Source organism: Pseudomonas sp. NY15372, from assembly GCF_048068215.1.
In the GTDB taxonomy this organism is placed as follows: Bacteria; Pseudomonadota; Gammaproteobacteria; order Pseudomonadales; family Pseudomonadaceae; genus Aquipseudomonas; species Aquipseudomonas guariconensis_A.
Map to the genome: position 1 here is coordinate 1 of NZ_JBLUPY010000019.1, position 22,393 is coordinate 22,393.

The following is a 22,393-nucleotide window of genomic DNA, read 5'->3' on the forward strand; positions in this document are numbered from 1 at the left end:
TGGCTTTGGGTAAAGGGTTGTCTTCATCGCCGGCAAGCCGGCTCCCACAGGGTGTGGTTGGCGCTGCACCAGTGGGAGCCGGCTTGCCCACAACCATAGAATCTCCCACAAGGACAGCGTTATTTCAGGATTGCGGTAATCCTGTAAGAGCGGGCTTGTCCCGCGATTGGGTCGGGCCAGATATCACCGTCGGCTGGCAAGGGCTTCGCCCTTGTTCGCGGGGGCGCAACGACCAGAGCGGCGCTGCGCTCCATCGGCGCTAGCAGGATATGTGCCGCACCCTGACGTGGAGCAACAAAGTGTTACGAGATCAACCCCTGCGACAACAAGACGCAGCCCGGAATTCAATGGCTTGCGCGGGGTTGGACCTCTGTCGGCTGGATGCCCGGGGGGTGTCATGCCAAAATGCCCCGGTTTTCAGCTGGCCCATCCCAGGGGCCGGCACCTTCCCTGTAAAGGATGGTTCCATGACTGATTTACTGACCCGGCGTGCTGTCGTCGCCGGGATGGGCGTGCTGGGGCTTGGCCTGCTGGCGGGCTGCAACCCGGCCCGGGGGCTCGAGTTCAAGTACGGCAAGAACATGAGCAACGAAATCCTCGGCCGCAAGTTCCGGCTCAAGGATACCCAAGGCAACGAACGCACCCTGTCGAGCTTCTATGGCTCGATGCCGATGATCTTCTTCGGGTTCACCCAGTGCCCCGCCGTCTGCCCGACCACCCTGGCGCGTGCCGCGCAGATCAGGAAACTGCTCAGGGGCCGCGACCGTGACCTGTTCCAGGTGGTGCTCATCACCCTGGACCCGGAGCGTGACACCCCGGAAGTGCTCGATGCCTACGTCAAGGCCTTCGACCCCTCGTTCACCGCGCTCACCGGCACCCCCGAGGAAATCGCCGAGGTGGCCAAGGAGTTCAAGGTGTTCTACGAAAAAGTCCCGGCGGGTGATACCTACACCATCTCTCATTCGTCCACCAGCTACGTCTACGATACACGTGGCACCCTGCGCCTGAGCCTCGGCCACTCCCTGACTGCCAAGGAATGCGCCGAAGACCTGGTCACCCTGATGGAGATCTGCTAATGGCTGTTTCACTGCAACCTGTCAAACGCGGCCTGGCCGCCCTGGCGCTGATGGGCCTGGCCCTGCCGGCACTGGCCCAGACCACCGTGAGTGATGCCTGGGTACGCGCCAGCGTGCCGCACCAGCAATCGACCGGGGCCTTCATGACCCTGACCGCCGATACCGACAGCAAGCTGGTGAGCGTTGCCTCGCCCGTGGCCAAGACCGCGCAGGTGCATGAAATGACCATGAACGGCGACGTGATGGGCATGCGTGAAGTGAAGGCTGTGGAGTTGCCGGCCGGCAAGGCCGTGAGCCTGGACCCGAGCGGCTACCACGTGATGCTCATGGGCCTGGCCAAGCAGGTCAAGGAAGGCGAACAGGTGCCGCTGACCCTGGTCATCGAAGACGCCAAGGGTGCCAAGCAGACCATAGAGGTGCAGGCACCCGTACGCCCGCTGGCCGCCGAAGCGGGGCATGACCACGGGCACATGCAACACTGATCGTTCAAGTACCGCTGGGTTTCCCGGCATGACGCAAGGCCGCACCTGCAGGCACCCGATGGGTGGCGTAGGGGCGGCCTTGTATCGTTTCAGGGGCGCGTAATGGCCCCATGTCACTTAGACCGGCGCTCAGCTACGACCGGCGCTCAGCTACGAAACCTGGGTAGCGGCCGTTCGATGGTCAACGACGTCAAGGTCTTGCGCACCTGGGCATCTTCGGCTTCCAGGGCCTTGAGGCTTGCGCGGATCTTGCCAGCAGCGGGCACATCGCCCTGCCGGTCGATCCAGTCTGCAATCTCCTTGCAAGCACTGCTCAAACAGGCTTGGCGCTGGTTCATCAGCGTCAGGAGGGTGGTGAGCTCTCTATCGGACATGGCAGGATCCTCCGTTCAGCCCACTCAGTTTAGCAGGGGTAGGGGGTTCTGCTCGGCGCAATGTCAGGCCTGCCAAACCGGTATGCGTTACAACCGTTCATCCGACGAATAGGCGGCAAAGGCTGTATGGGCCTGCGTGCGCTGCCTGTTTATTGAAGTTCGATATTTTGTAAGTAAAACGGTATTGATCTTGAAAGGCTTGAGGTTCTTGCGTTTAACTTTTTTCTTGTGAGTGGGAAGTTTCCTACTTGTTCGCGTGAAGCGTTTGTTGCAAAAGGTTTTGTTACAAGTAGTGGGTTGTTGGTGGTGCGTTGTACGTCTACCGTGGAGTTGCTCGCTCGTTGTGAGGGCGATTAACCAAGGAACACATCACTAAGTAGAGGGAGTTCGCTATGAAATCAGCTATCGAAATGTTCAAGGTCGATGTCGTGGGTGTAACAGGCAAGGGCGTATGCATGTGGTGAGGCGTATGCATAGGGGCGGTCATCGATCGCCCTCTCTTCTTTCTCCCGGGCGAAGGAGAGATACGCATGGAAGACGTCGGTTTCCATACACTGTGGGACATCACGGGTGCCAATACCGCCTTGCTACGTGATGAGCAGGTATTGCATCGGTTCTTTTATTCCGCGCTGCTGTCGTCCGGTTTCACGGTAATAGATGATCTGATGCATAAGTTTGAGCTAGGCGGCGAGGGTGTCACTGGGCTCTTCCTGCTTTCCGAATCGCACTTGTCCTATCACACGTATCCTGAAAATAACTATATCAGTATTGATGTCTATACCTGTGGCAGGAGCAATGACGCCATCAATAATGATATTCGGCGCTTTTTTGGCGAACAGGCGAACATCAACTGCCAAACATTCCGGCGCGGCAGCTGCCCGCCACGGCGCGAGGAGCATGGCTGTGAAACTTGTCGATAATGGGGTAGTTAAGTTTGATTATCAGTTTCCGCTTTATAATTTTTTCTTCCCGTCGCAGTCCTTGAACGTCTTCTCTCCCTCCAGGTCGCAGCTGGCAACGATACTCCAGGCCGGCAACGCGTCTGCGAGGTCGAGGGCGCTGTATTTTCATATCCCGTTCTGCGAGTCGATTTGCACGTTCTGCCCATTCACTCGTGGGCTATATAAAAACAGCGAGGTGATCGATCGGTATACCGAGGCGCTGCTGACGGAGATCGAGTACAAATCGAGCATCATGGACCTGCGTGCCGTCCCCGTTCGTGCCATTTTCTTTGGCGGTGGCACACCATCGTTGCTGTCGCCTCAGAACATTCATGCCATTGGCGAAGCGTTGCACCGTCATTTCGATATGGCGGGCGTCGAGGAGTTTTCCTTCGAGTGTCATGTCGGCAGCGTCACGCCCGAGCGCGTGGCGGCGCTTGGCGATATTGGCGTGAGCCACGCTCGCTTCGGTCTTCAGACGATTGACCCGCAGTGGCGTCGGCTGTTCAACCTCGAGCAAGACATCGGGCGGGTAGAAACTGCTGTGGAGTGTCTGGTTTCAGGATTTGAGCATGTCCCGTGCGACATCCTCTACGGCATGAATGGCAGCAGCGAACGCCAGACCCTGGCCGATATCGACAAAGCGATCACGTGGGGTGTCAGCAACATAGATATCTACCCGATCAACAATGTCGCCACCTCGGTCAAGCTGCACAAGCAGATCAGGGCCCGGTTCGCCGAAGTGATGCCGGCGCTACGCAAGCTGAACATGAGGCTGCTCTTCGACGAGCATCTGCGGCAAAAAGGGTATGTGCCTTACAACGGCCACGGCTACGTACATCTGCCTGGCGAGGCTGGGCGGCTGATCACTGATGAGTATTCGTTCATCTATCACGAACACGTTTACGGCTATGCCGACCATGACGTGCTGGGCTTCGGCGTCAATGCCATCTCGTCCCTGGCTGGCAACGTGATCACCAATACCCCGTTACGCGAGCAGTACATCCACCAGATGACCAGGGGCGAATGCCCCTGCCAGGTCAGCCAGCATGATCCTTTGCTAGATGCCGTCAAGCCGCTGGTACTGCGCCTGCCTTATCACGGCAAGGCCGAAAAAGGCCGGATCGCGCTCGATCGCATGCCTGCCGGTTTGATGGCGCGTCTGAACGGCCTGATCGAGGCCGGGCTCATCGTGGAGCACGCCGAGACTTATGAGCTGACCCACCTGGGCTGGCTCTGGTACAGCAACCTGATGTTCTACCTGACTCCCGAGAGCGAGCAGAACGTGCTCAAGCGCTTGGTCTACGAGCGTCTCGACACACCTGGGCGCGATATTACGGAAGACGAACTGATCTACTCGGCCGGCTAGGGAAGACGAAGCGACATGCAGGCTTTGAACTTGAACGCAGGCACCAGGGCGCTTGCGACCGGATACTGTTTCTCCAAATGTGGGGAGTTTGCCTTCGAGGCTGCCTTCGCTGTGGTGGTGGTAGCTATAGCCGAGGCGGATCTCCTGTTGATTGGCTTGGTCTACTTCTTTCGCTACTTGCCCAGCGCGGTCTTTTCGCCCATTGGAGGTTGGTTGGCGGATAACGGCGATCGCAAACGTACCCTGGTTTGGGTAGAACTGGGCAAGTGCCTCGTGGTGCTTTTGTTCTTCGGCGTGTTCAGTTTTACCGAGCCGGCCCTGGTGATGGTGACCGTGACGGCCATGTTCATGACCGCACTGGACTGTCTGTATGTCCCCACCTTCCGTGCTTATTTTCCCAGCATCGTCGAGCGGGACGTGCTCTGTTCGGTCAACAGTGGGCTTCAGGTGGTCGAAGATGCGGTGTCTATCGTCGGGCCGCTGGTGTTTTCCGCCATCGCGTTGCTGTACACCACCGAGGTGACCTTCCTGTTCTTTTCCGTCTGCCTGCTGTGTTCGGCTGTTGCCCTTGCCACGCTGTCACGGGTCGAAAAAGAGCAAATGGTAGCCTTCGATGGCATGAGCCTCGTGCGTGAGGCTGCGCATAGCGTCGGCCAGATGCGTGCCGGCAATGCGCCTCTGTTCGCCGTGATTTGTTGCACCACGTTTTGTGCAATGTTCGCGACCTCGGTGATTCGCTTCATCCTGCCGGCTTCGGTACTCGAGCATTTTTCTTCCGAAGCGGCGGTAGGCTACGTATTTTCCCTGTTGGCCACCGGGACCGTACTGGGAGGAGTGCTTTATACCCGGCTCAACAAGCGCACCACGGCGCGCTTGGTGATGCGCTACTGGGCGCTGTACGGTGCCTTGTTTTTCGCAGCCGCCGTAGCCCTGGAATACGCCAGCGGGCTGTTCCTGCTCATCCTGTTTTGCGTGGGGTTCGTGGGGGCGTTCGTGGATATCGCCATCGTGACCAATATCCAGTGCCTGTCTGGCGAGCACGAGGTCGGGCGCAACTTCTCGTTGTATTACTTCACCGCAGTAATCGGCGACGCTTTTTCAGGTTTGATCGCCAGCGTCGTCTATGTGCTGGTGGGGCCGGCGACCTTCATCGGGATGACACTCATGCTGGTCCTCGCGCCCTTACGTTGGATCACCCAAGGAGGTCTGGATGACCATCACGATCGTGCATAGTGCGGCCCTTTCCTCAAGCGAGTGGGGAGAGGCCGAAATGGTCGATTTCGCGCAATGCGCAAACCTTGCCCATGCCTCTGCGCTGGTACTCACTCCGCGGGATGCGGTCAGTGATCAGGTGGCTCAAGCCGTACGGCGCTGGAAGGTGCCCCTGTTCGTGATTGGCCAGGCGCACGAGCCGCTCCAGGCCAAGCATTGCTCGGAGCTGGGCGCCATCCGCTTGCCGAAGTCCCTGGGCAGCGATGAGCAGGCGCGGGTACAGGCCGCGGCCGAAGCGTACGAGCATCGCACGCTGCCGCCGTTCACGCGTGCTGTCGCCGCATTCAGCGCGCGTCGCAGGCCCACCTATGCCTGCCCGGGCCATCAGGGGGGACAATGCCTGGAGCTGCATCCGGCAGGGGTGCGCCTGCGACGCTTGCTGGGTGACGGAATCTATCGGGTGGACGTTCCACATGCCGCACCCGAGCTCGGTGATGTGCTGTGCCACCACGGGCCTGTCCGGGAGGCCGAGCAACTGGCCGCACAGGTATTTGGTGCCGATCGAACCTGGTTCGTGCTCAATGGCACGTCCACGGCCAACAAGGTGGTCACCAGCGCCCTGCTGACGGCGGGTGACCTGGTGTTGATGGACCGGAACAATCACAAGTCGGTGTTCCTCGGGGCCCTGGTGCAGTGTGGCGCGTTACCTGTCTACCTGGAGAACGTTCGCGACGAGCGCGGTATCCTAGGCGGCTATCGCCCCGGTGCATTGGATGAAGGCCGGTTGCGGCATAAGGCTGCACAACTCGATGAGCGCAGGGCTTGCCAGGCGCGGCCGTTTCGCCTGGCCATCGTTCAGCATGCAACGTGCGACGGGGTGATCGTAGACGCTGCGGCGCTACTCGACCGCATCGGTCATCTTTGCGACTACGTCCTGTTCGATGCGGCCTGGTCGGGATACGAGCCTTTCATTCAGCCATTGGCGCGGTTTTCACCACTGGCCGCGCCTTTGCACGAAGGGTCGCCCGGCATCTTCGTCACCCAGTCGGTGCACAAGCAGATGTCCGGGCTTTCGCAGGCTTCGCAGATCCACAAGAAGGACCGGCATGTGCAGGGGCAAACCAGGTATTGCCCAGGGCACGTGTTCAACAGCGCCTTCATGCAGCATGCATCGACCAGCCCGTCGTACCCGTTGTTCATGTCACTGGAGGTTAACGCGGCCATGCTCGTCGAGGGCGAGGGAGAGCGGCACTGGCAGGCGGTCGTTGGCCTGGCCGACGCATTTCGCCTCCAGGTCTTGCGTCAGTGCCGCTGTATAAAGCCGCTGCTGTGGCCGTCCAGCTGCGAAGGGCCGCAGGCGCACACGCTGATTGACGACGCAAGGGCGGTCGAACTGGAACCGGGCCTGCACTATCTGGACCCGTGCAAGGTAATCCTCCTGACCCGTGTGCAGCCCCTGAACCATGTCCCGGCATGCGTCGTGGCCCACTACCTGAGGGATCATGACTTCACCCCCGAGAAAGCGGACTTCTACAACTTCACCTTGCTGATCACGCCTTCTAGCACACAGGCCGGCCTGAGCAGGCTGGTGGACTGCCTTCAGGCCTTCGAAGCGGACCTGCGCGCGCATACCCCGGTATTGCAAGCCCTTCCGTCCTTACGCGATGCCGGTACACGCTATGAGGGCATGTCATTGGTCGAGCTGTGCCAGGAGATCAACGGCCTATACAGGTCATACGAAGTGGAGAGGCGACAAGCGGATATCTTCAGTGCCATCGATGTGTGCATTGCCGAGCTTAGCCCGCAGGCGGCGAACCAGCGTTTCATTCGCGGTGAGGCCAGATGGGTGAAGGTGGCGAATGTCATTGGCAAGGTGGCGGCGGAAGGTGTCATACCTTATCCGCCGGGCATCCTTTGCATTGCCCCCGGTGAGCGGTGGACACCAGCCCTGGTCGGTTATCTGCTGGCCATCGAAGCGATGGCCTCCCGGCATCCCGGCTTCGCGCCGCATATCCAGGGTGTGCACCCGGTCGACAATGACGATGGCACGGTTTCGTTCGGGGTGTTCGTGCTTGAATGACAACGTCGATAGCGATACCTGCCTTGAGCGCAAATACATCCATATCGACATGGACTCTTTTTTCGTCTCGGTGGAATTGTTGGATGCGCCCTGGCTGTGCTCACAACCCGTCGCGGTAGGAGGGCGAGCGAGCGAACGTGGCGTTATCAGCACGGCCAACTACATTGCCCGGCAGTTCGGGGTGAAGAGCGGCATGGCCACGGCTACGGCGCAACGGCTTTGCCCGGAGTTGGTCATGCTGCCGGTGCGTTTCGAGCGATATGAGGCTGTTACCCATGTCTTGGAAGGTATCTTTCGTCGATACACCCCGAGTGTAGAGTTTCTCTCCCTGGATGAAGCCACGCTCGATGTTTCCGGCCAACCCCACTGTGGCGGTTCAGCCACGTTCATGGCTCAGCAGATCAGGGCGAGTATCTGGCGCGAGTTGAGATTGACCGCCTCTGCAGGCGTCGCCCCGCTGAAATACCTGGCCAAGATTGCCTCCGAGGTCAACAAGCCCAATGGTCAATTCGTCATCGCGCCAGGCCAAGTGGGTGCGTTTCTCGCGACCCTGGATATCCGCAAAATCCCCGGAGTGGGGCCGAAGACCTGGGCGGTGCTGGAGAATCTCGGCTGTCGTCGCTGTGGAGACGTCACTGAAGAGCAGATCCCTTCGTTGTTGCACTATCTGGGCGTGCACGGTTTCTACGTATGGGAGCGGTGTCAGGGCAAGGAAGCCTACGAGGAGAAATCCAGTGACATACGCTCCCTGGGCGTAGAGCATACCTTGGCCCATGATTGTGTGGATTTCGAGACCTGCATCGACGAGCTCACGAACCTCTTGAGTGCTTTACGTACTCGTTTAGGCGAAATCGAGGACGGTGCATATATCGTCAGGAACCATGTCAAGCTCAAGTTTTCCGACTTTTCCATGGCCAGCGCCGAGGCCCCTGCGCGTGGCCTGGAACCGGACGTTTTTCAAGGGTTGTGCCGGATGCTGTGGGACACCAAGCGCCAGGGGCGAGGTGTGCGCCTGGTCGGAATTGCTGTCAAAGTCCGGCGCAAGACCAGAAATGGGCTGCAATTGGAACTGTCTTGGTGAGCAGTACGGGTAGCCTACGCAAAGCGGCACGCCTGCCGGTAGGCGCCGGGGGTGACGCCATAGGCCTGCTTGAACTGCCGGCTCAGGTGGCTCTGGTCGGCAAAGCCCAAGGAGAAGGCGACGTCCGAGGCGCTCAGGCCGCTCTTGAGGTATTCGCGGGCGCGGGCCAGGCGGCGTTGCTTGAGCCAGGCGTGGGGTGGCAGGCCGGTGGCCTGGCGGAATACTCGGGCGAAATGGAAGGGCGACAGGTTCACCGCTGCTGCCAAGGCCTCCAATGAGGGCGGGTCGGCCAGTTGGCTTTCCAATAGCTCACGGGCCCGTGCCACGGCCAGGGGTTCGTTGCCTGGCGCACGGGCCTGGGCGCAGTGGCCATGACGCTGGACCAAGGCCAGCACCGCCTGGCGCCAGGCGGTCTGCTGCTCCAGGGCGCTGGCGTCGGTTTCGGACAGTTGGTGCAACTGGCTGAACATGGCGGCTAGCGCCGGATCCTGGATGACGCTGTCCTTGAAGTGCGGCCTGCCATGCCGACCCAGCTCCAGTTCCTCCAGCACGCCGGTCACCCGCTCGTGCTCGGGGTAGAAGCCGCGGTAGCGCCAGCCTGCTTCGTGAGCGGTGGCCCCGGTGTGCAGTTCGTCCGGGTTGATCAGCACCATACTGCCCACCGGTGCCAGGTGTTCGCTGCCGCGATGCCAGAAGCGCTGGGCGCCGGACTCGATCACGGTGAACACATAGCCTTCATGCACGTGGGGGGCAAAGCGTTGTTGGAAATACCGCGCATGCAGCATCTCCACGTCGCCCAGCGCCGGGGCCTGCCAGAGGTGAGTCTGTTCGCGCAGGGGCGTGTTCATGCCAGCCAGCTGCGCAAAAGGAAGAAGATCAACATGCTGGCCAGCATGCTCAGCAACACGCTGCGGGTCAACAGCACCAGGGCGATCGCCACCAGCGAACCCAGCAGGTACGGGTTGGCCAGGCTCAGGTCGAGCTGGTGACCGGGCAGGAAAATGATCGGCCCACAGATGGCCGTCAGCATGCCTGGCACGGCGAAGCCCAGGAATTGGCGGGCATTGGAGCTCAGGCGCAAGGGCAGGCGTGGTTCGAGGAAGGCGTAGCGGTTGAGAAATACCACCAGGCCCATGGCGAAGATCAGCAACCACGTCATGGGCGGCCTCCGCCGAGCTTCTGGCAGGCGAAGCCGGCGCTCATGCCCAGCAGGCCCGCAACCACCAGGGCGGTTTCCCACTGCCAGTGACTGAACAGCACCGAGCAGAACAGCGAGACGGCCACGCACACCACAGTGGGCAGGTTACGCACCAGGGGTGCGATCAGCGCGACGAAGGTGGCGACGATGGAAAAATCCAGGCCAAGCTGGTCCAAATGCGGGATGTTCTGGCCAAGCAGGATGCCGGCTAGGGTGAACAGGTTCCAGGCCACATAGAACGTCAGGCCGACCCCCAAGGCATACCACCGGTTGAAGTGTTGCTGGTCATAGCGGCTGGTCAGGGCGAAGAACTCATCGGTCAGCAAAAAGCCCAATCCCAGGCGCCAGCGCAGCGGTTGGTTGGAAAGCACCGGGCGCATGGACAGGCCATAAAGCAGGTGTTGGGAAGTCAGCAGCAAGGTGGTGAGCAGGATCGAGAACAGGTTCGCACCGCCCTTGAGCATGCCGATTGCCACCAGTTGCGCGGCGCCGGCGAAGACGATAGCAGACAGCCCCTGGCCCTCCCAGGCGCTGAGGTTGGCCTCGATGGCCATGGAACCGGCCAGCAAGCCCCATGGGGCGACAGCCAGGGACAGGGGCATGATGGCGAGGGCGCCGTGGAGAAACGCTTGACGGGCGACGGGTGGGCTGCAGGACATGATGGTGACTATGAATCGACTGGGACAACCAGCATGCCAGAGGACGAGAGGGGAGGCTTGAACGTTCTTGCTACCCTAGTGTGGTGTTTTACCAACAACAACCCTGAATCGCGGCGCTTTTTGCGCTCATGCGGCGTTGTCACGCCTCGCCGTGGCTGGGCTACGACGCGTCTCGATCAGCGATGGCTGGTCAGGCGCTGTTGGGCAGCCGCGCAACCGTTGATCTCTACGGCCTTTTGCAGCAGTAGCTGCCGACGCTGCGGATCAAGGTCGCCGAGCAGGCGGTACACCTCGGCCTGATAGTCGCGCTGGCGCCCCCATTGCATTTCCAGGCCTTGCGGCTGGCTGCGGTTGCAGGCCAGGCGAACCGCAGGCTGTGGGTAGTAAGGCGCATACAGGGTGGCCATGCTGGGGATGGCCTCCAGTGCCTGGCGGTACGCGGGGCTGGCGTTATACGGTGGGCACCAAGTGGCGATCGCCGGCGCTGGCGGGGCGAAACCCTGTTGCAGGCTGGCTTCCAGCAACGGGCAGGCGGCATCTGGAATCTGCGTGGCAGGCAGGTACGTCATGTAGTACAAGGCCAGCCGGTACTGGGCTACGGGGTGGCCAAGTGCCACTGATTTCTTCAGCAAGGCCACTGCCGTGGGCAATGTGCGGGCCAGGGCCTGACCTTGGCGGCTGAGCTCCGGGTCGCCGCCTATCGCAGTGCGCAGGGGGCTGGGGGTGTCATCCTGGCTATCGGCCTGCTCGAGCAGGGGCAGGGCCTGGCGATAGAGCAGGTCGGCGTGTGGGTCGATCTGCACGTCCAGCGCCTGGGCAGTGTGCGCAAGCACGCCCAGGAGCAATGGCGACAAGAAGACAGCACGATTCACGGGCGGGTCTCGCAGGCAGGCCGGCCAAGGCAGGCGGCCAGGTGCAGCGGGGCAGCTTCGATGGTCATGGCGTTACACACGTGCCTCAAGCGAATCGGGAGCGACGACGTCGTATTCTAGCCACCCCGAAGGGCAGTCTGAAAGACCATTCCTACTTTGTCAGACGAGCTTGATGGTCGTCGCCTTGCGATTGGCCTGTTTTTCCTGGGCCAGCCCGAGTTTCGCGGTGATCACCTTGGCCAGGGCATTGTTGCCCCGATCATTGAAATGCAGGCGGTCGACGAACAACGGCTCGCTGAACACCGGGGAACTGCTCAACATGCAGTTCATGTCGTAGCATGGCACGGCCTCGGCCTGGGCCTTGATACGGCGGAAGAAGGCCATGTGCAGTTCGCTGTCGAACACGTCGGCCAGCAGCCGATCGAAATTGGTCGGCTGTTGTTGCAGGGTATCGAGCATGTCTTGCTCGGCGACAGGCAGGCTGTCGCGGCACCAGGGCAACAAGGGCTGGAGAATGAAGGTGAGGGTTGCGTGGCCATCGGCCAGCAGACGATCCCACTGCCGTAGGGTACGGCCGATCGTTTCGGCCGCGCGGGCCAGGCGCTTGTCGGGTGCCGACAGCGTCCAACTGGGCATGGGAGCCGTCCTGCGAGGCGCCAGGGCCTGGCCCAGGCGCTGCCAGAACGATGCGTTGCGAGGGCCTTCGGTGTGCTGCACGCCTTCGTTGAAACTGTTGAGCAGGCCCAGGTACGACAAAGCCTGCTCCGGGCCATGCTCGCAGGCCAGGACTTCATCCAAGGCTTCGTGGGCCAGGGTGTTCAGGCCGCTGAGCACCACTACATGGCCTATTTCGCCAAATCGATGCTGGTGGGTCAGGAACATCAACAACTCCTGGGTGGCGTTCAGCCCGCAGCCGGCCAGGCTCAGCCAGACTTCGCCGGTGAGTGCCGACAGGTACGAGGCCACTGTGTGTTCGTCGGAGCTGGCGCCGATGCCCAGGGTGGTGGAACCGCCCACCAACAGGTTGACCCGCTTCGTACCGTGGTGCTCGGCCACCGAGAAGCGCTTTCCGAGACAGTGGCTGTAGCGCATGCCCAAGCTGTCGGTATTGATGGTGCCGGAGCGATAGCCGCGCTCATGCATGTACAGCGTGTGCGGCGCGCGGCGGCTGCCCAGCAGCAGGAAGCGTTGGTAGTCCTGCTGCAGCGGAACAGGGTTGCCCGGAACGTTCGTAGCGTGGTCGATCGGTCTCATGGGCGCTCCTTTTGGCACACCAGGCTCGGCAGTGGCCCGGCTCAGCCGGCCAGTTCCTTGATGTTGTAGGCAAGGCCGGCGATGGCGATCAGCAACAAGGCGACGCCGGAGGCCAGGGTGATCAGGCGGTTGCTGCGCTGCGAGGCGATCTTGCCGATGGCGAAGATGTACAGGCTGAGCACGGCGAAATCGATGATGATCCACAGCAGCGACAACACCACCATGCTCTTGCCGAAGGATTCGGTGATCTGGATGAACTGCGGGAAGAAGGAAATGAAGAAGATGATGTCCTTGGGGTTGGAAATACCCACCATGAACCCTTGCAGCAAGCCACCTCGGCCGGGTTGTTCGGGCGTATCCGCCGGGGTTTGCACAGCGGGTGCCTGCAGCGCCTCGCGCAGGGTGGCGACGGCGATATAGCCGATGAACAGGCAGCCCAGCAGGCTCAGACCGCTGAGCCAGGCCTTGTCCACCGCGGCGCTGGTCATGATGATCCAGGCGGCGGCACCGATGAGTACCAGCGAAGCCCAATTGGTGCCGAGCGCGGTGAACAGGGCCTTACGCGGGCCGGAGGCGGCCGCGGTGTTGACGATCAATGCCACGACCGGGCCGGGTGTGGCGATCAGCAGCAGGACGGTGAGGGCATAGGTGGCGGCGAGTGCGGTATTCACGTTCAGTTCTCGATCAGGGTATCGGCTGGTGCATGGACATGGAACGGGCAGCGCGCTGGGTTCAGCGAGCCAGGTTCCTGAAGTTGGTATTGGCGCCATTCGAAATTGTCGCCCTGGCCGAAGAAGCCCAGGGTGTCCGGGACGACGCCGTCGTTGTAGTGGCGCACCCGCTCGCGGATCCGTGAACGGATGCGTCGCCCGCTTTCGGTGGCGGCGCTGGCCACCTCGTCGAAGCTTTCCCGGGGGTTGATGACGAAGGCGATGTGCTCGCCCAGGTTGCGGCTTCTCATTTGCCGGTGGGCAGGGAAGTTCATGTTGATGAACAACGGCATGCCCGCGAAGCAGAACGACCAGTGGGGGTCATGGGGGTCGTGGGGGACCTCGGCGGGCCAGGGACGCGGGTCGAGGCGGTGCACGTCCTGCAGCACTGCCCAGGCCAGGGCCTGTTGCTCGGCCAAGGTGCTGTTGGCATCGGTCTCGAGGAACGCCAGCAGCGGCATGCCGATACGTTGTTTCAGAGGGATCGGCTCGAGGGTGCGGACATAGTCGGCAAGGCCCTGGGCGATGTCGCTGGCCAGCGTTTGCGCCTGGGCGAAGACGATATGGCAGCTCTCGGCAGACACCGCCTTGCGCCCGAACAGGCAGGGGAAATCGGGAGCGGCGAGGAGGGTACGAAAGTGTTCGATGGTTACCTGTGTCCAATGTCGGTGTGTCTGGATATGTTCAGCGGCCAGCTCTAGCGCATCCAGGCGATAGCAGTTTCCATAACCTGTAAACATGAGTTCCCCAGGTGTTCAATGAACTTGACCGCGAGATCCACGCGGTTTCCCTTGATATTTATTCTTTAAGGGCATTTTCAGAGAACGATCCCACGTTGTAAAACGGGTGGAACTATGACCTACTATTAGTCTCACTCATGTTCTACTGGATGGCTCGATGACGGAAAGGATCCCCGCGCTGCACGCCCTGCGTGCCTTCGAAGTGGCGTCGCGCTACGAATCCTTCACCCGTGCGGCCGAAGAGCTGGCACTGACCCAAGGCGCGATCAGCCACCACGTCAAGACCCTCGAAGCCATGTTCGGCTGCGACCTGTTCGAACGGCGCGGGCCCAAGTTGCGCCTCACCGAGCACGGCCGGCTGTTGGCTCAGGAGCTCAAGGTCGGCTTCAAGATCATCGAAAATGCATGCTCGCTGCTGCGCCAGGACCGCTATGGGCTGCGTCTGAAGGCCCCTTCGACGCTGACCGTGCGCTGGTTGCTCAAGGCGCTGGACGGATTCAAGAAGGTCGACAACAGCTGCAGTGTGCAGCTGTCGAGCGTCTGGATGGACATCGACACGGTGGATTTCTATTCAGAGCCCTACGACTGCGCGATTCTGCTGGGCAGTGGGCGGTTCCCGGCCGATGTCGAGAGCCTGAAGCTGTTCGATGAATGGTTGATCCCGGTGTGTCATCCCGACTACCTGCAGGATCAAGCCACGGACCTGTCGGTGCTGCAGCGCTGCGAACTGCTGCATCCCTCGCCGGACCGCCGTGACTGGCGCCGCTGGCTGGCGCGGATGGACGCACTGGATATCAGTATTGGCCAGGGCCAGGTGTTCGATACCCTCGACCAGGGAATTTCCGCGGCCCAGCAGGGCCTGGGCATTTCCGTGGTCGACCTGGTGCTGGCCAGCAACGACTTGGCCGCCGGCCGCCTGGTGACGCCGTTCAAGCATGCCGTAGCCACCGGTGATGGCTACTACATGACCTGGCTCAAGGCCAGCCCCAAGGCGCGCCAGATGCAACGGCTGCGCGAGTTCCTGCTCGGCCAGGTGCCGCCACTGGCGTACAAGGATATCGACTATCTCTACGGTTGATGGGGCTGCTTTGCAGCCGATCGCTCAGGCCGGCTGCATCTTCTTTGTGCCACGGCGCAACCCTTCGCCGGCCTGGCCAGCGACGAAGTGCCATACAGCGGTAGAATGCACATTCGCTGATGAAAAACGATTCGAGGTCGACGCGTGGAGTTGCAGCAGGGCTTTGTCCTCACCCGGCATTGGCATGACACGCCAGAAGGCACCTGCGTGGAGTTCTGGCTCGCCACCGATCAGGGGCCGCGGCAGATACGCCTGGCGCCACAGGTGTCGGTGGCGTTCATCCCGGCGCAGCAAGGGGAGCATGCCCAGGTACTGTTGGCCAAGGAGCAGGGCGTCGAACTCAGACCCCTGGGCCTGCAGGATTTCGACCAGCGTCCGGTGCTGGGCCTGTACTGCCGGCAACACCGGCAATTGATGCAGCTCGAGCAGCGCCTGCGCAGTGCGGGTATCGAGGTGTTCGAAGCCGATATCCGCCCACCCGAGCGCTACCTGATGGAGCGGTTCATCACCGCCCCGGTGCTGTTCAGCGGCCAGCCGGATGACCACGGCGTGTACTGCGATGCCCAGCTCAAACCTCAGCCCGAATACCGACCGACGCTACGTCTGGTCTCGCTGGATATCGAGACCACCGAGCGTGGCGAACTCTACAGCATCGCCCTGGAAGGCTGTGGCCAGCGCCGGGTCTACATGCTCGGGCCCGCCAACGGTGATGCCAGCGAAGTGGATTTCGATCTCGAATACTGCGACGACCGTCGCCAGTTGATCGAGCGCCTGAACCAGTGGTTCGCCCTGCACGACCCGGACGCGATCATCGGCTGGAGCCTGGTGCAGTTCGACCTGCGCCTGCTGCACGAGCATGCCGCGCGCCTGCAGGTGCCGCTGGCCCTTGGACGCAAGGGTGCCCCACTGACCTTGCGCGCCCATGGCAGTCGTAGCCACGTGTTCGCCGACGCCCCGGGGCGCTTGCTGATCGACGGTATCGAGGCGCTGCGCTCGGCCACCTGGAGTTTCCCTTCGTTCAGCCTGGAAAGCGTCGCGCAAACCTTGCTCGGCGAAGGCAAGGCCATCGATACGCCCTACCAGCGCATGGATGAAATCAACCGCATGTTCGCCGAGGACAAGCCCGCCCTGGCGCGTTACAACCTCAAGGACTGCGAGCTGGTCACGCGCATCTTCGCCCATACCAAACTGCTGGAGTTCCTGCTCGAACGCAGCACCGTCACCGGTCTTGCGGTGGACCGCAGTGGTGGTTCGGTGGCTGCGTTCTGCCACTTGTACATCCCTTCGATGCACCGGCTGGGGTACGTTGCGCCCAACCTGGGCAGTCGGCCGGACGAAGCCAGCCCTGGCGGCTTCGTCATGGATTCACGCCCCGGCTTGTATGACTCGGTGCTGGTGCTCGACTACAAGAGCTTGTACCCCTCGATCATCCGGACGTTCCTGATCGACCCGGTGGGGCTGGTGGAAGGCCTGCGCCAACCCGATGACGCGCATTCGGTCGAAGGTTTTCGTGGTGCGCGGTTCTCCCGTAGCCGGCACGGCCTGCCGGCGATCGTCGAGCGGGTCTGGCAGGGCAGGGAGGCTGCCAAGCGAGCGGGCAACGCGCCGTTGTCCCAGGCCCTCAAGATCATCATGAACGCCTTTTACGGCGTACTCGGCTCCAGCGGTTGCCGGTTCTTCGACCCGCGCCTGGCCTCGTCCATCACCCTGCGCGGCCATCAGATCATGCGCCAGACCCGGCAACTGATCGAAGCCCAGGGCTACGACGTGATCTACGGCGACACCGATTCCACGTTCGTCTGGCTCAAGGGCCCCCATGACGAAGAGGCGGCGGCACGCATCGGGCACGCTCTGGTGGCCGAGGTCAACCGTTGGTGGCGCGAACACCTGCAGGTGGAAATGGGGCTCCAGAGCGCTCTGGAGCTGCAATTCGAAACCCACTACCGGCGATTCCTCATGCCCACGATCCGCGGCACCGATGAAGGCAGCAAGAAGCGTTATGCGGGCCTGGTCCGGCGCGCGAACGGCCAGGAGGATATGGTCTACAAGGGCCTGGAGTCGGTGCGCACCGATTGGTCGCCGCTGGCCAGGCAGTTCCAGCAGGCGCTGTACGGGCGCATTTTCCGGGGCCAACCCTATCGCGACTACGTGCGTGATTTCGTACGGCGCACCCTGGCTGGCGAGCAGAACGAGTTGCTGGTCTATCGCAAGCGCTTGCGCCGGCCGCTGGCCGAGTATCAGCGTAACGTGCCGCCCCATGTACGCGCTGCACGTCTGGCGGATGAATACAACACGCGGCTGGGGCGGCCACAGCAGTACCAGAACGGTGGCTGGATCAGTTACGTCATCACGACCTCGGGCCCTGAGCCACTGGAGAACCAGCAATCGCCGATCGATCACGAGCATTATCTGGCGCGCCAATTGCAGCCTGTGGCCGATGCCATCCTGCCCTTCGTCGGCGACGACTTCTGCGCACTGACCGATCGACAGCTGCTGCTGTTCTGAGCCGCTGGCAGTAGCTATCTACTGCTTGCGCCCGACGTTTTGTTCCTAGCCTCGCACGCTGTATTCCCGCAGAGGAAAGGACATGCAGGGTAATGATATCCAGGGCGGCAATAAGGCAGACCTGATCGCAGCCGAGCGCGCATTCCAGGACCACTTCATCCACGAGCGACTTCCGGCATGGCTGCGCCTGGCAAGCCCCGAACAACTGGCGACGATCACGCCTGCCTTGCGCGAAGGCCTGCGTCTGCGCAGGCAGATCGAACGTGTCCTGGCAGCGATCGAGCCACTGGACGGCTTTGTCCAGACGCGGCTGGAGCGAGCGCTGCACGAGCGTTTTGGCGTGGCGCTCGATGTACGCAGCAGCACGTTTCGCGTCGAAAGCCGGGAGCCTGTGATCAACCAGCAGCCGGTCGGCAGCCATCTGACCGAGGCGGTCTATCGGCAAATGCCATTGGTCGAAGCTGCGCTGCGCAACTTCACCCGTGACGAGGCCGAACCTGGGCGGCAACCGAAGGGCAATCGCCTGTCGGGCCCTGGCATTGACCTGGCGAGCTTGCCCTCGGCCACCGCGTTTGCCGCATTGTGCCGTGAACTCGATCTTGGGGCCCGATACCAGCAGCATCTACGCAATGTACTGCTGCAGCCTGACCCCGCGCAGTCGTTGCCATCGTTGCTGGCCAATGCCCGTAGGCAAAGCATGCTGGTGGATGCAGGCAAGGGATGCCTGGGCGGCGTCCTGACCCAGGGCGAGTTCGAATTGATCGCTCAATTGTGCACCCAGAACCAGCTGCGTTCCCTTGGCGGCGATCGGGTCGTGGCCAGACAACTGAGCCTGTTCGGTTGTACGCTCGAGCAGATCGTGGTGTTGGATGTCATCGACCGCGGCTGGCTCGGCGAGTACAGCAGGCGCCTGTTGATTCATGTACCGGATGATCCGTTTGGGGCCTGGAGCGTGTTCTCCAGCTTGCGCGAGCTGGCCTACGGATTGGGCCAGCGTTTGCGCGATCAGACGTACCAATATTTTTTCAGGCGCTTCGTACGTCGACGAGACAGCCAGGCGTTCTTCGACAAGGTGATCCCAGGCTATGCGGACCTGCCGCTGTGGGCCAATCTCGACATGCACGAACGGCTGAGTGCCCACCCCAAGCCGCTGTTCGTCTGGCTGGGGCATGCCCATGTCGAAAAGATCCAGGACGATGCTGCTGTGATTGCACCGCCTGTCGCGCAGCTCGACCGGGAAGTCCAGCGTGAGCATGACCTGCGACTGGCCGCCGAAGGTTGGTCGTTGGTCTATCTGGCGGGCATGTTCATCCCGACGCTGGGGGCCGTATTGCTGGCGGTCACGGCCTGGCAACTGCTGGGGGAGATTTTCCAGGCCATCGAGGATTGGCATGATGGCGATCACGAGCAAGCCTTGGACCATGTGATCAATGTCGCTACCGATCTTGCGTTGGTGGGTGTCACCTCGGTAGGCGTGGGGGCGGCGAGCCGGGCATGGCGGCGCTCGCCGCTGGTCGATGGCTTGGTGCCTGCCGAGCTTGAAGACGGCTCCAGACGGCTGTGGAACCAGGACCTGGCACCTTTTCGCAGTGCGCAACTACCGGCCCGGGCCGTTGCTGACGAGGCTGGCATCCTGCGTTTCGGGGAGGCGGCCTGGATCGACATGGAGGGTCATCGTTACCCGGTAAGCCTGCGCGATGGCCAATGGCGGCTCGATGCCCAGCGTCGCCCGGGCAAATGGCTGCAACCGCTAAAGCCCCGCCATGCTCCGCGGTTGCTCAACAATGGCGCCTTCGCTTGGCGACTGGAGACGCAGCAGCCGGTGTACTGGGACGATGTGTTGTATCTGTGGCACCGGCTGGGTGGGCGTTTTCGTGCGCTCGACAGGGAACAGGCCGAATGGGTGCTGATATTCCATGGCCTGGACGGCGACGACCTGAGGGCGCTGCATGTGTCTGGTCGAGCGCCGGATACGACGTTGGCGGACACGGTAGAACGCATCTTGCTGGAGCAGCGCATCCGCGACATGGTCAGCTGTTTGCGCTCCGGCATGCCAGTGAAGGACGTCATGGTTCGCCAGCACGCCGAATTGCTGGCCGGCGCGGTCCCGTTGCCTGACCAGGCGTTGGCCGAACTGGCCTGGGATCAGCGCAGGCGCTTGTTTCAACGCATCTACCAAAGCATCCAGGCGAGCGACGTCCCTGCGGTACGGGCATTGCGCAGGGCGTTTGCAAACCTGCCGCCGCGTGTTGCGCTGAACATAGTGGATTCGGCTAGCCAGGAAGATCAGGTACGCCTGCTCGAGCACGGCCGAGTGTCGCTGAACCTGGCCCAGGCCGGGCGGGCCGCATACTTGCGAATACGCACTGTCCGGGTCTATGAGGCGTTGCACCTGGACACACCGCAGGATGTCGACCTGGCCAGAGTCGTGCTAAGCCTGCTCGACCATCTGCCGGCGACAGGCATTCGCTGGCGCTTGTTCGACGAGGGCGTGCCGATCATGACGACGCAAGGGGAGCGCTCCTTCGACCTGATACACCTGAACGGCCGATTTCTGGTGCTCGATGCCGAGGGAGCGCCCGTTGGCGAGACCGGCGAGCTGTTCGAAACCATGGCTGGCGCCTATGGCGAGGCGCAACGTCATGCGTTGCAGATCAATGATCCCTTCGCCCATAACCTCAGGGTCCTGATATCGCGCCTGGCGGTGTCGCGGCGCCAGGACGTCGAGCGTCTGTTGCAGGCAACCGGGCCGCAAGACTGGTTCAAGGCCCCTCGCAGGCTTGGCGACGGTCGAATCGGTTACCCCTTGAGTGGGCGAGGCGCTGGCTGGCGTCCCGCACCTGCACCGTTCTCCTTGCGGGTGGAACTCAGGCGGTTCCATCCTCAATACACCGACGGCGAGGTAGCCGCCTGGGAGGCCCAGGTGCGCCAGGCAGGCAGGACGGTACAGGAGGCGTTGGCGCAGCTTGGCCGTGAGTTCGATGCGTTGAGACGGACACTCAACGACTGGGTGCTGGAAGGCCCAGCCGGTGAGACGCGGCGGGCCCGGACGCAGATCATGGACCAACTGCTGCGTCGCTGGCAGCGCATCACCGATGACATTCCTCAATTCAACCTGCGCGAAGGCCTTCACAGCGTGATCGTGCATTCGGTCAGGCCGGGTGTGTTACCGCGGCTTCCGGAACAGGTCAGTTTCGCCCACGTCGTGGAGCTTTCGCTGTGCGCCACGGATTTACGCAGCGTGCCAGCGGCCTTCGTCCGGGCGTTTCCGAATCTGCGCATCCTTCAGGTCGCACGTAACCGGCTGACCCGGATACCGCCATACCTGGAACAGCTGGCGCATCTGCGGGAACTGGACTTATACGATAACCAGATCGCGCTCAGTGGCACGCAAGGATGGAACCTTGAGCATTGCGAGCACCTGCGCCACCTCAACCTCTCCGGAAACCCGTTGGGCATGACCTTTTCCGTGAGCCGCATGGTAGGCCTGAAAAGACTGTTCCTGCGCGACACCGGCATCGATAGCTTACCCAGCGGCTTGCTCGAGGCAGAGGCCCTGGAGTTCGCCGACCTGAGCGGCAACCGGATCCGCCGCTTGCCGCCGGAATACTACCAGGCTAGCGTGCCGCTACGGCGTGTCCTGCGGTTGGACGGCAACCCGCTGAGGGACGAAGATTCGCAAGCCTCTAGGCTGTTTTTGAGGGCAGGGCAGCAGGATGTCGATGTCCAGCGCTGGAGCGATGCCCTTGAGGCGCACCAGCGCGGTCGCATGATGCAGGGCTGGGCTTTCGTTCAGGGGCAGGAAGGCGCCGCGGGTTTCATCGAGACGTTGCAACGGTTACTGGACACACGGGAATTCCAGATGCAGCCCCGAGCCCTGGCCGGGCGGGTAATGAGCATGTTGCAGAGCCTGCAGACCGATGCCAGCTTGCGCGAGGCGTTGTTCGCCCATGCGCAGGATGAACTGACCTGCCATGACAGCGCCATCCTGCGGTTCAGTAATCTAGAAGTGCGTGTGCTGGTTGCCAGGGCGCGACAGGATGCGCCGCCTGACCGACAGGGCGACGCTTTGCTTCGCCTGGGCCTGCGCTTGTGGCGGCTGGACCAGGTGGATTACCGGTTGCTTCAGGACACACAGATCTGGGAAGCGCAGGGCACGATGTTGGAGCCGCTCGAAGTGAACCTGGGTTATCGCCTGGCCTTGCGCGAGGCGCTGGACTTGCCGATCGAACCGGTGGAAATGGAGTACCTCCCGCAGGCCAACCTGAGTGCGGAGCGTGTCGCGCGAATCCGTGACTGGGTATTGGCCAAAGAGCAGCGGGAACAGGACGCGCTTGCCGACTGGATGATCAGCCAGTCGTTTTGGCGCGAATACCTCACGCAAACCTTTGCCGAGCGCTTCGAAACCTTGAATGCACCGTTCCATGAACGTGTCGCCAGCCTGCTGGCCTGGCGCGAAGATCTGCTGGCGTCCGCACCACGGCAGCCCCCCGGCAGCGATGCAGCCTATCAGGCACAGTTGGCGCGGATCGACGCGAGGGTGAGCACGGAGCACCAGGCCCAGCGAACAGCAGAACATGCGCTGTTGTTGCAACTGACCCAGGAGGCGATGAGCATCGGCCCGGCAGAACCGGCGATCGATGTGTGATCCGTCGTTGGGCACACTGTGTGCGGCCGACTTCCAACCCAGGAGGAGGGCACGGTAGTAGTTAAATAGCGTCGCTCGCCAGGACGCGCTGCTTAGGCTCGTATCTCCCCAAGC

Annotated in this window: 18 protein-coding genes; 10 read left to right on the forward strand and 8 right to left on the reverse strand. The window is 61.9% G+C overall.

Annotation, left to right across the window (positions count from 1 at the left end; all coding sequences use genetic code 11):
* Positions 1-467 precede the first annotated feature (467 nt).
* Both ACNFG0_RS14620 and ACNFG0_RS14625 read left to right on the forward strand, forming a co-directional pair.
* Entirely contained in the window at positions 468-1,076 is a 609-nt protein-coding gene (locus ACNFG0_RS14620) for an SCO family protein (protein ID WP_196154206.1), read from the forward strand.
* Complete coding sequence (locus ACNFG0_RS14625; protein WP_416765379.1) at positions 1,076-1,558, forward strand: copper chaperone PCu(A)C; 483 nt, start codon at positions 1,076-1,078, stop codon at positions 1,556-1,558. The genes ACNFG0_RS14620 and ACNFG0_RS14625 overlap by 1 nt, the downstream gene beginning before the upstream one ends.
* 146 nt (positions 1,559-1,704) lie before the next feature.
* Here the strand turns inward: ACNFG0_RS14625 and ACNFG0_RS14630 are convergent, their stop codons facing one another.
* Positions 1,705-1,932 (reverse strand): hypothetical protein, encoded by a 228-nt coding sequence (locus ACNFG0_RS14630; protein ID WP_043206911.1) that lies wholly within the window; start codon positions 1,930-1,932, stop codon positions 1,705-1,707.
* A 530-nt stretch (positions 1,933-2,462) separates the two neighbouring features.
* Between ACNFG0_RS14630 and speD the strand changes: the two genes are divergently transcribed.
* From speD to dinB, 5 genes are read left to right on the forward strand one after another with little or no spacing between them, the layout of a single operon-like run.
* The gene (gene speD, locus ACNFG0_RS14635; protein WP_196166229.1) at positions 2,463-2,852 is read left to right on the forward strand and encodes an adenosylmethionine decarboxylase; all 390 of its coding nucleotides are present in this window, start codon (positions 2,463-2,465) and stop codon (positions 2,850-2,852) included.
* Positions 2,830-4,242, forward strand: a complete 1,413-nt coding sequence (locus tag ACNFG0_RS14640; protein ID WP_416765381.1) for a coproporphyrinogen-III oxidase family protein — start codon at positions 2,830-2,832, stop codon at positions 4,240-4,242. Before speD ends, ACNFG0_RS14640 begins: the two co-directional genes overlap by 23 nt.
* A gap of 15 nt (positions 4,243-4,257) precedes the next feature.
* Positions 4,258-5,475 carry an MFS transporter gene (locus ACNFG0_RS14645; RefSeq protein WP_416765382.1) on the forward strand — a complete coding sequence of 406 codons (1,218 nt, stop codon included), beginning with the start codon at positions 4,258-4,260 and terminating at the stop codon, positions 5,473-5,475.
* A complete protein-coding gene (locus ACNFG0_RS14650; RefSeq protein ID WP_416765384.1) occupies positions 5,453-7,534 on the forward strand; it encodes an ornithine decarboxylase in 2,082 nt (693 codons plus the stop codon). Before ACNFG0_RS14645 ends, ACNFG0_RS14650 begins: the two co-directional genes overlap by 23 nt.
* On the forward strand, positions 7,527-8,615 hold the full coding sequence (dinB, locus tag ACNFG0_RS14655; RefSeq protein ID WP_416765385.1) for a DNA polymerase IV: 1,089 nt from the start codon (positions 7,527-7,529) through the stop codon (positions 8,613-8,615). The genes ACNFG0_RS14650 and dinB overlap by 8 nt, the downstream gene beginning before the upstream one ends.
* 14 nt (positions 8,616-8,629) lie before the next feature.
* Here the strand turns inward: dinB and ACNFG0_RS14660 are convergent, their stop codons facing one another.
* The 7 genes from ACNFG0_RS14660 to ACNFG0_RS14690 form a co-directional block, all read right to left on the reverse strand.
* Entirely contained in the window at positions 8,630-9,463 is an 834-nt protein-coding gene (locus tag ACNFG0_RS14660) for an AraC family ligand binding domain-containing protein (RefSeq protein ID WP_416765387.1), read from the reverse strand.
* Positions 9,460-9,774 carry an AzlD domain-containing protein gene (locus tag ACNFG0_RS14665; RefSeq protein ID WP_196143554.1) on the reverse strand — a complete coding sequence of 105 codons (315 nt, stop codon included), beginning with the start codon at positions 9,772-9,774 and terminating at the stop codon, positions 9,460-9,462. Before ACNFG0_RS14665 ends, ACNFG0_RS14660 begins: the two co-directional genes overlap by 4 nt.
* Entirely contained in the window at positions 9,771-10,472 is a 702-nt protein-coding gene (locus ACNFG0_RS14670; RefSeq protein ID WP_196166234.1) for an AzlC family ABC transporter permease, read from the reverse strand. The genes ACNFG0_RS14665 and ACNFG0_RS14670 overlap by 4 nt, the downstream gene beginning before the upstream one ends.
* 176 nt (positions 10,473-10,648) lie before the next feature.
* Complete coding sequence (locus tag ACNFG0_RS14675) at positions 10,649-11,326, reverse strand: sel1 repeat family protein (protein WP_230381093.1); 678 nt, start codon at positions 11,324-11,326, stop codon at positions 10,649-10,651.
* 177 nt (positions 11,327-11,503) lie between these two features.
* Positions 11,504-12,598 (reverse strand): hypothetical protein, encoded by a 1,095-nt coding sequence (locus ACNFG0_RS14680; RefSeq protein ID WP_416765390.1) that lies wholly within the window; start codon positions 12,596-12,598, stop codon positions 11,504-11,506.
* Positions 12,599-12,639: 41 nt separating this feature from the next.
* Complete coding sequence (locus tag ACNFG0_RS14685; RefSeq protein ID WP_196143558.1) at positions 12,640-13,269, reverse strand: LysE family translocator; 630 nt, start codon at positions 13,267-13,269, stop codon at positions 12,640-12,642.
* 2 nt (positions 13,270-13,271) lie between these two features.
* Positions 13,272-14,048: a YqcI/YcgG family protein gene (locus ACNFG0_RS14690; protein WP_416765392.1), complete on the reverse strand. Its 777-nt coding sequence runs from the start codon at positions 14,046-14,048 to the stop codon at positions 13,272-13,274.
* A 157-nt stretch (positions 14,049-14,205) separates the two neighbouring features.
* Here ACNFG0_RS14690 and ACNFG0_RS14695 point away from each other — a divergent pair, with 157 nt between their 5' ends.
* From ACNFG0_RS14695 to ACNFG0_RS14705, 3 genes are all read left to right on the forward strand, one after another.
* Positions 14,206-15,126, forward strand: a complete 921-nt coding sequence (locus ACNFG0_RS14695; protein ID WP_196154200.1) for a LysR substrate-binding domain-containing protein — start codon at positions 14,206-14,208, stop codon at positions 15,124-15,126.
* A 144-nt stretch (positions 15,127-15,270) separates the two neighbouring features.
* Positions 15,271-17,631 carry a DNA polymerase II gene (locus ACNFG0_RS14700; protein ID WP_416765394.1) on the forward strand — a complete coding sequence of 787 codons (2,361 nt, stop codon included), beginning with the start codon at positions 15,271-15,273 and terminating at the stop codon, positions 17,629-17,631.
* An 82-nt stretch (positions 17,632-17,713) separates the two neighbouring features.
* Complete coding sequence (locus tag ACNFG0_RS14705) at positions 17,714-22,279, forward strand: NEL-type E3 ubiquitin ligase domain-containing protein (RefSeq protein ID WP_416765396.1); 4,566 nt, start codon at positions 17,714-17,716, stop codon at positions 22,277-22,279.
* Positions 22,280-22,393: the final 114 nt, after the last annotated feature.

Coding starts and splice junctions, on each gene's coding strand:
- ACNFG0_RS14640 (WP_416765381.1), top strand. CDS start 2,830: ATGGCTGTGAAACTTGTCGATAATGGGGTAGTTAAGTTTGATTATCAG.
- speD (WP_196166229.1), top strand. CDS start 2,463: ATGGAAGACGTCGGTTTCCATACACTGTGGGACATCACGGGTGCCAAT.
- ACNFG0_RS14650 (WP_416765384.1), top strand. CDS start 5,453: ATGACCATCACGATCGTGCATAGTGCGGCCCTTTCCTCAAGCGAGTGG.
- ACNFG0_RS14645 (WP_416765382.1), top strand. CDS start 4,258: ATGCAGGCTTTGAACTTGAACGCAGGCACCAGGGCGCTTGCGACCGGA.
- ACNFG0_RS14680 (WP_416765390.1), bottom strand. CDS start 12,598: ATGAGACCGATCGACCACGCTACGAACGTTCCGGGCAACCCTGTTCCG.
- ACNFG0_RS14665 (WP_196143554.1), bottom strand. CDS start 9,774: ATGACGTGGTTGCTGATCTTCGCCATGGGCCTGGTGGTATTTCTCAAC.
- ACNFG0_RS14625 (WP_416765379.1), top strand. CDS start 1,076: ATGGCTGTTTCACTGCAACCTGTCAAACGCGGCCTGGCCGCCCTGGCG.
- ACNFG0_RS14630 (WP_043206911.1), bottom strand. CDS start 1,932: ATGTCCGATAGAGAGCTCACCACCCTCCTGACGCTGATGAACCAGCGC.
- ACNFG0_RS14695 (WP_196154200.1), top strand. CDS start 14,206: ATGACGGAAAGGATCCCCGCGCTGCACGCCCTGCGTGCCTTCGAAGTG.
- ACNFG0_RS14620 (WP_196154206.1), top strand. CDS start 468: ATGACTGATTTACTGACCCGGCGTGCTGTCGTCGCCGGGATGGGCGTG.
- ACNFG0_RS14660 (WP_416765387.1), bottom strand. CDS start 9,463: ATGAACACGCCCCTGCGCGAACAGACTCACCTCTGGCAGGCCCCGGCG.
- ACNFG0_RS14705 (WP_416765396.1), top strand. CDS start 17,714: ATGCAGGGTAATGATATCCAGGGCGGCAATAAGGCAGACCTGATCGCA.
- ACNFG0_RS14690 (WP_416765392.1), bottom strand. CDS start 14,048: ATGTTTACAGGTTATGGAAACTGCTATCGCCTGGATGCGCTAGAGCTG.
- ACNFG0_RS14670 (WP_196166234.1), bottom strand. CDS start 10,472: ATGTCCTGCAGCCCACCCGTCGCCCGTCAAGCGTTTCTCCACGGCGCC.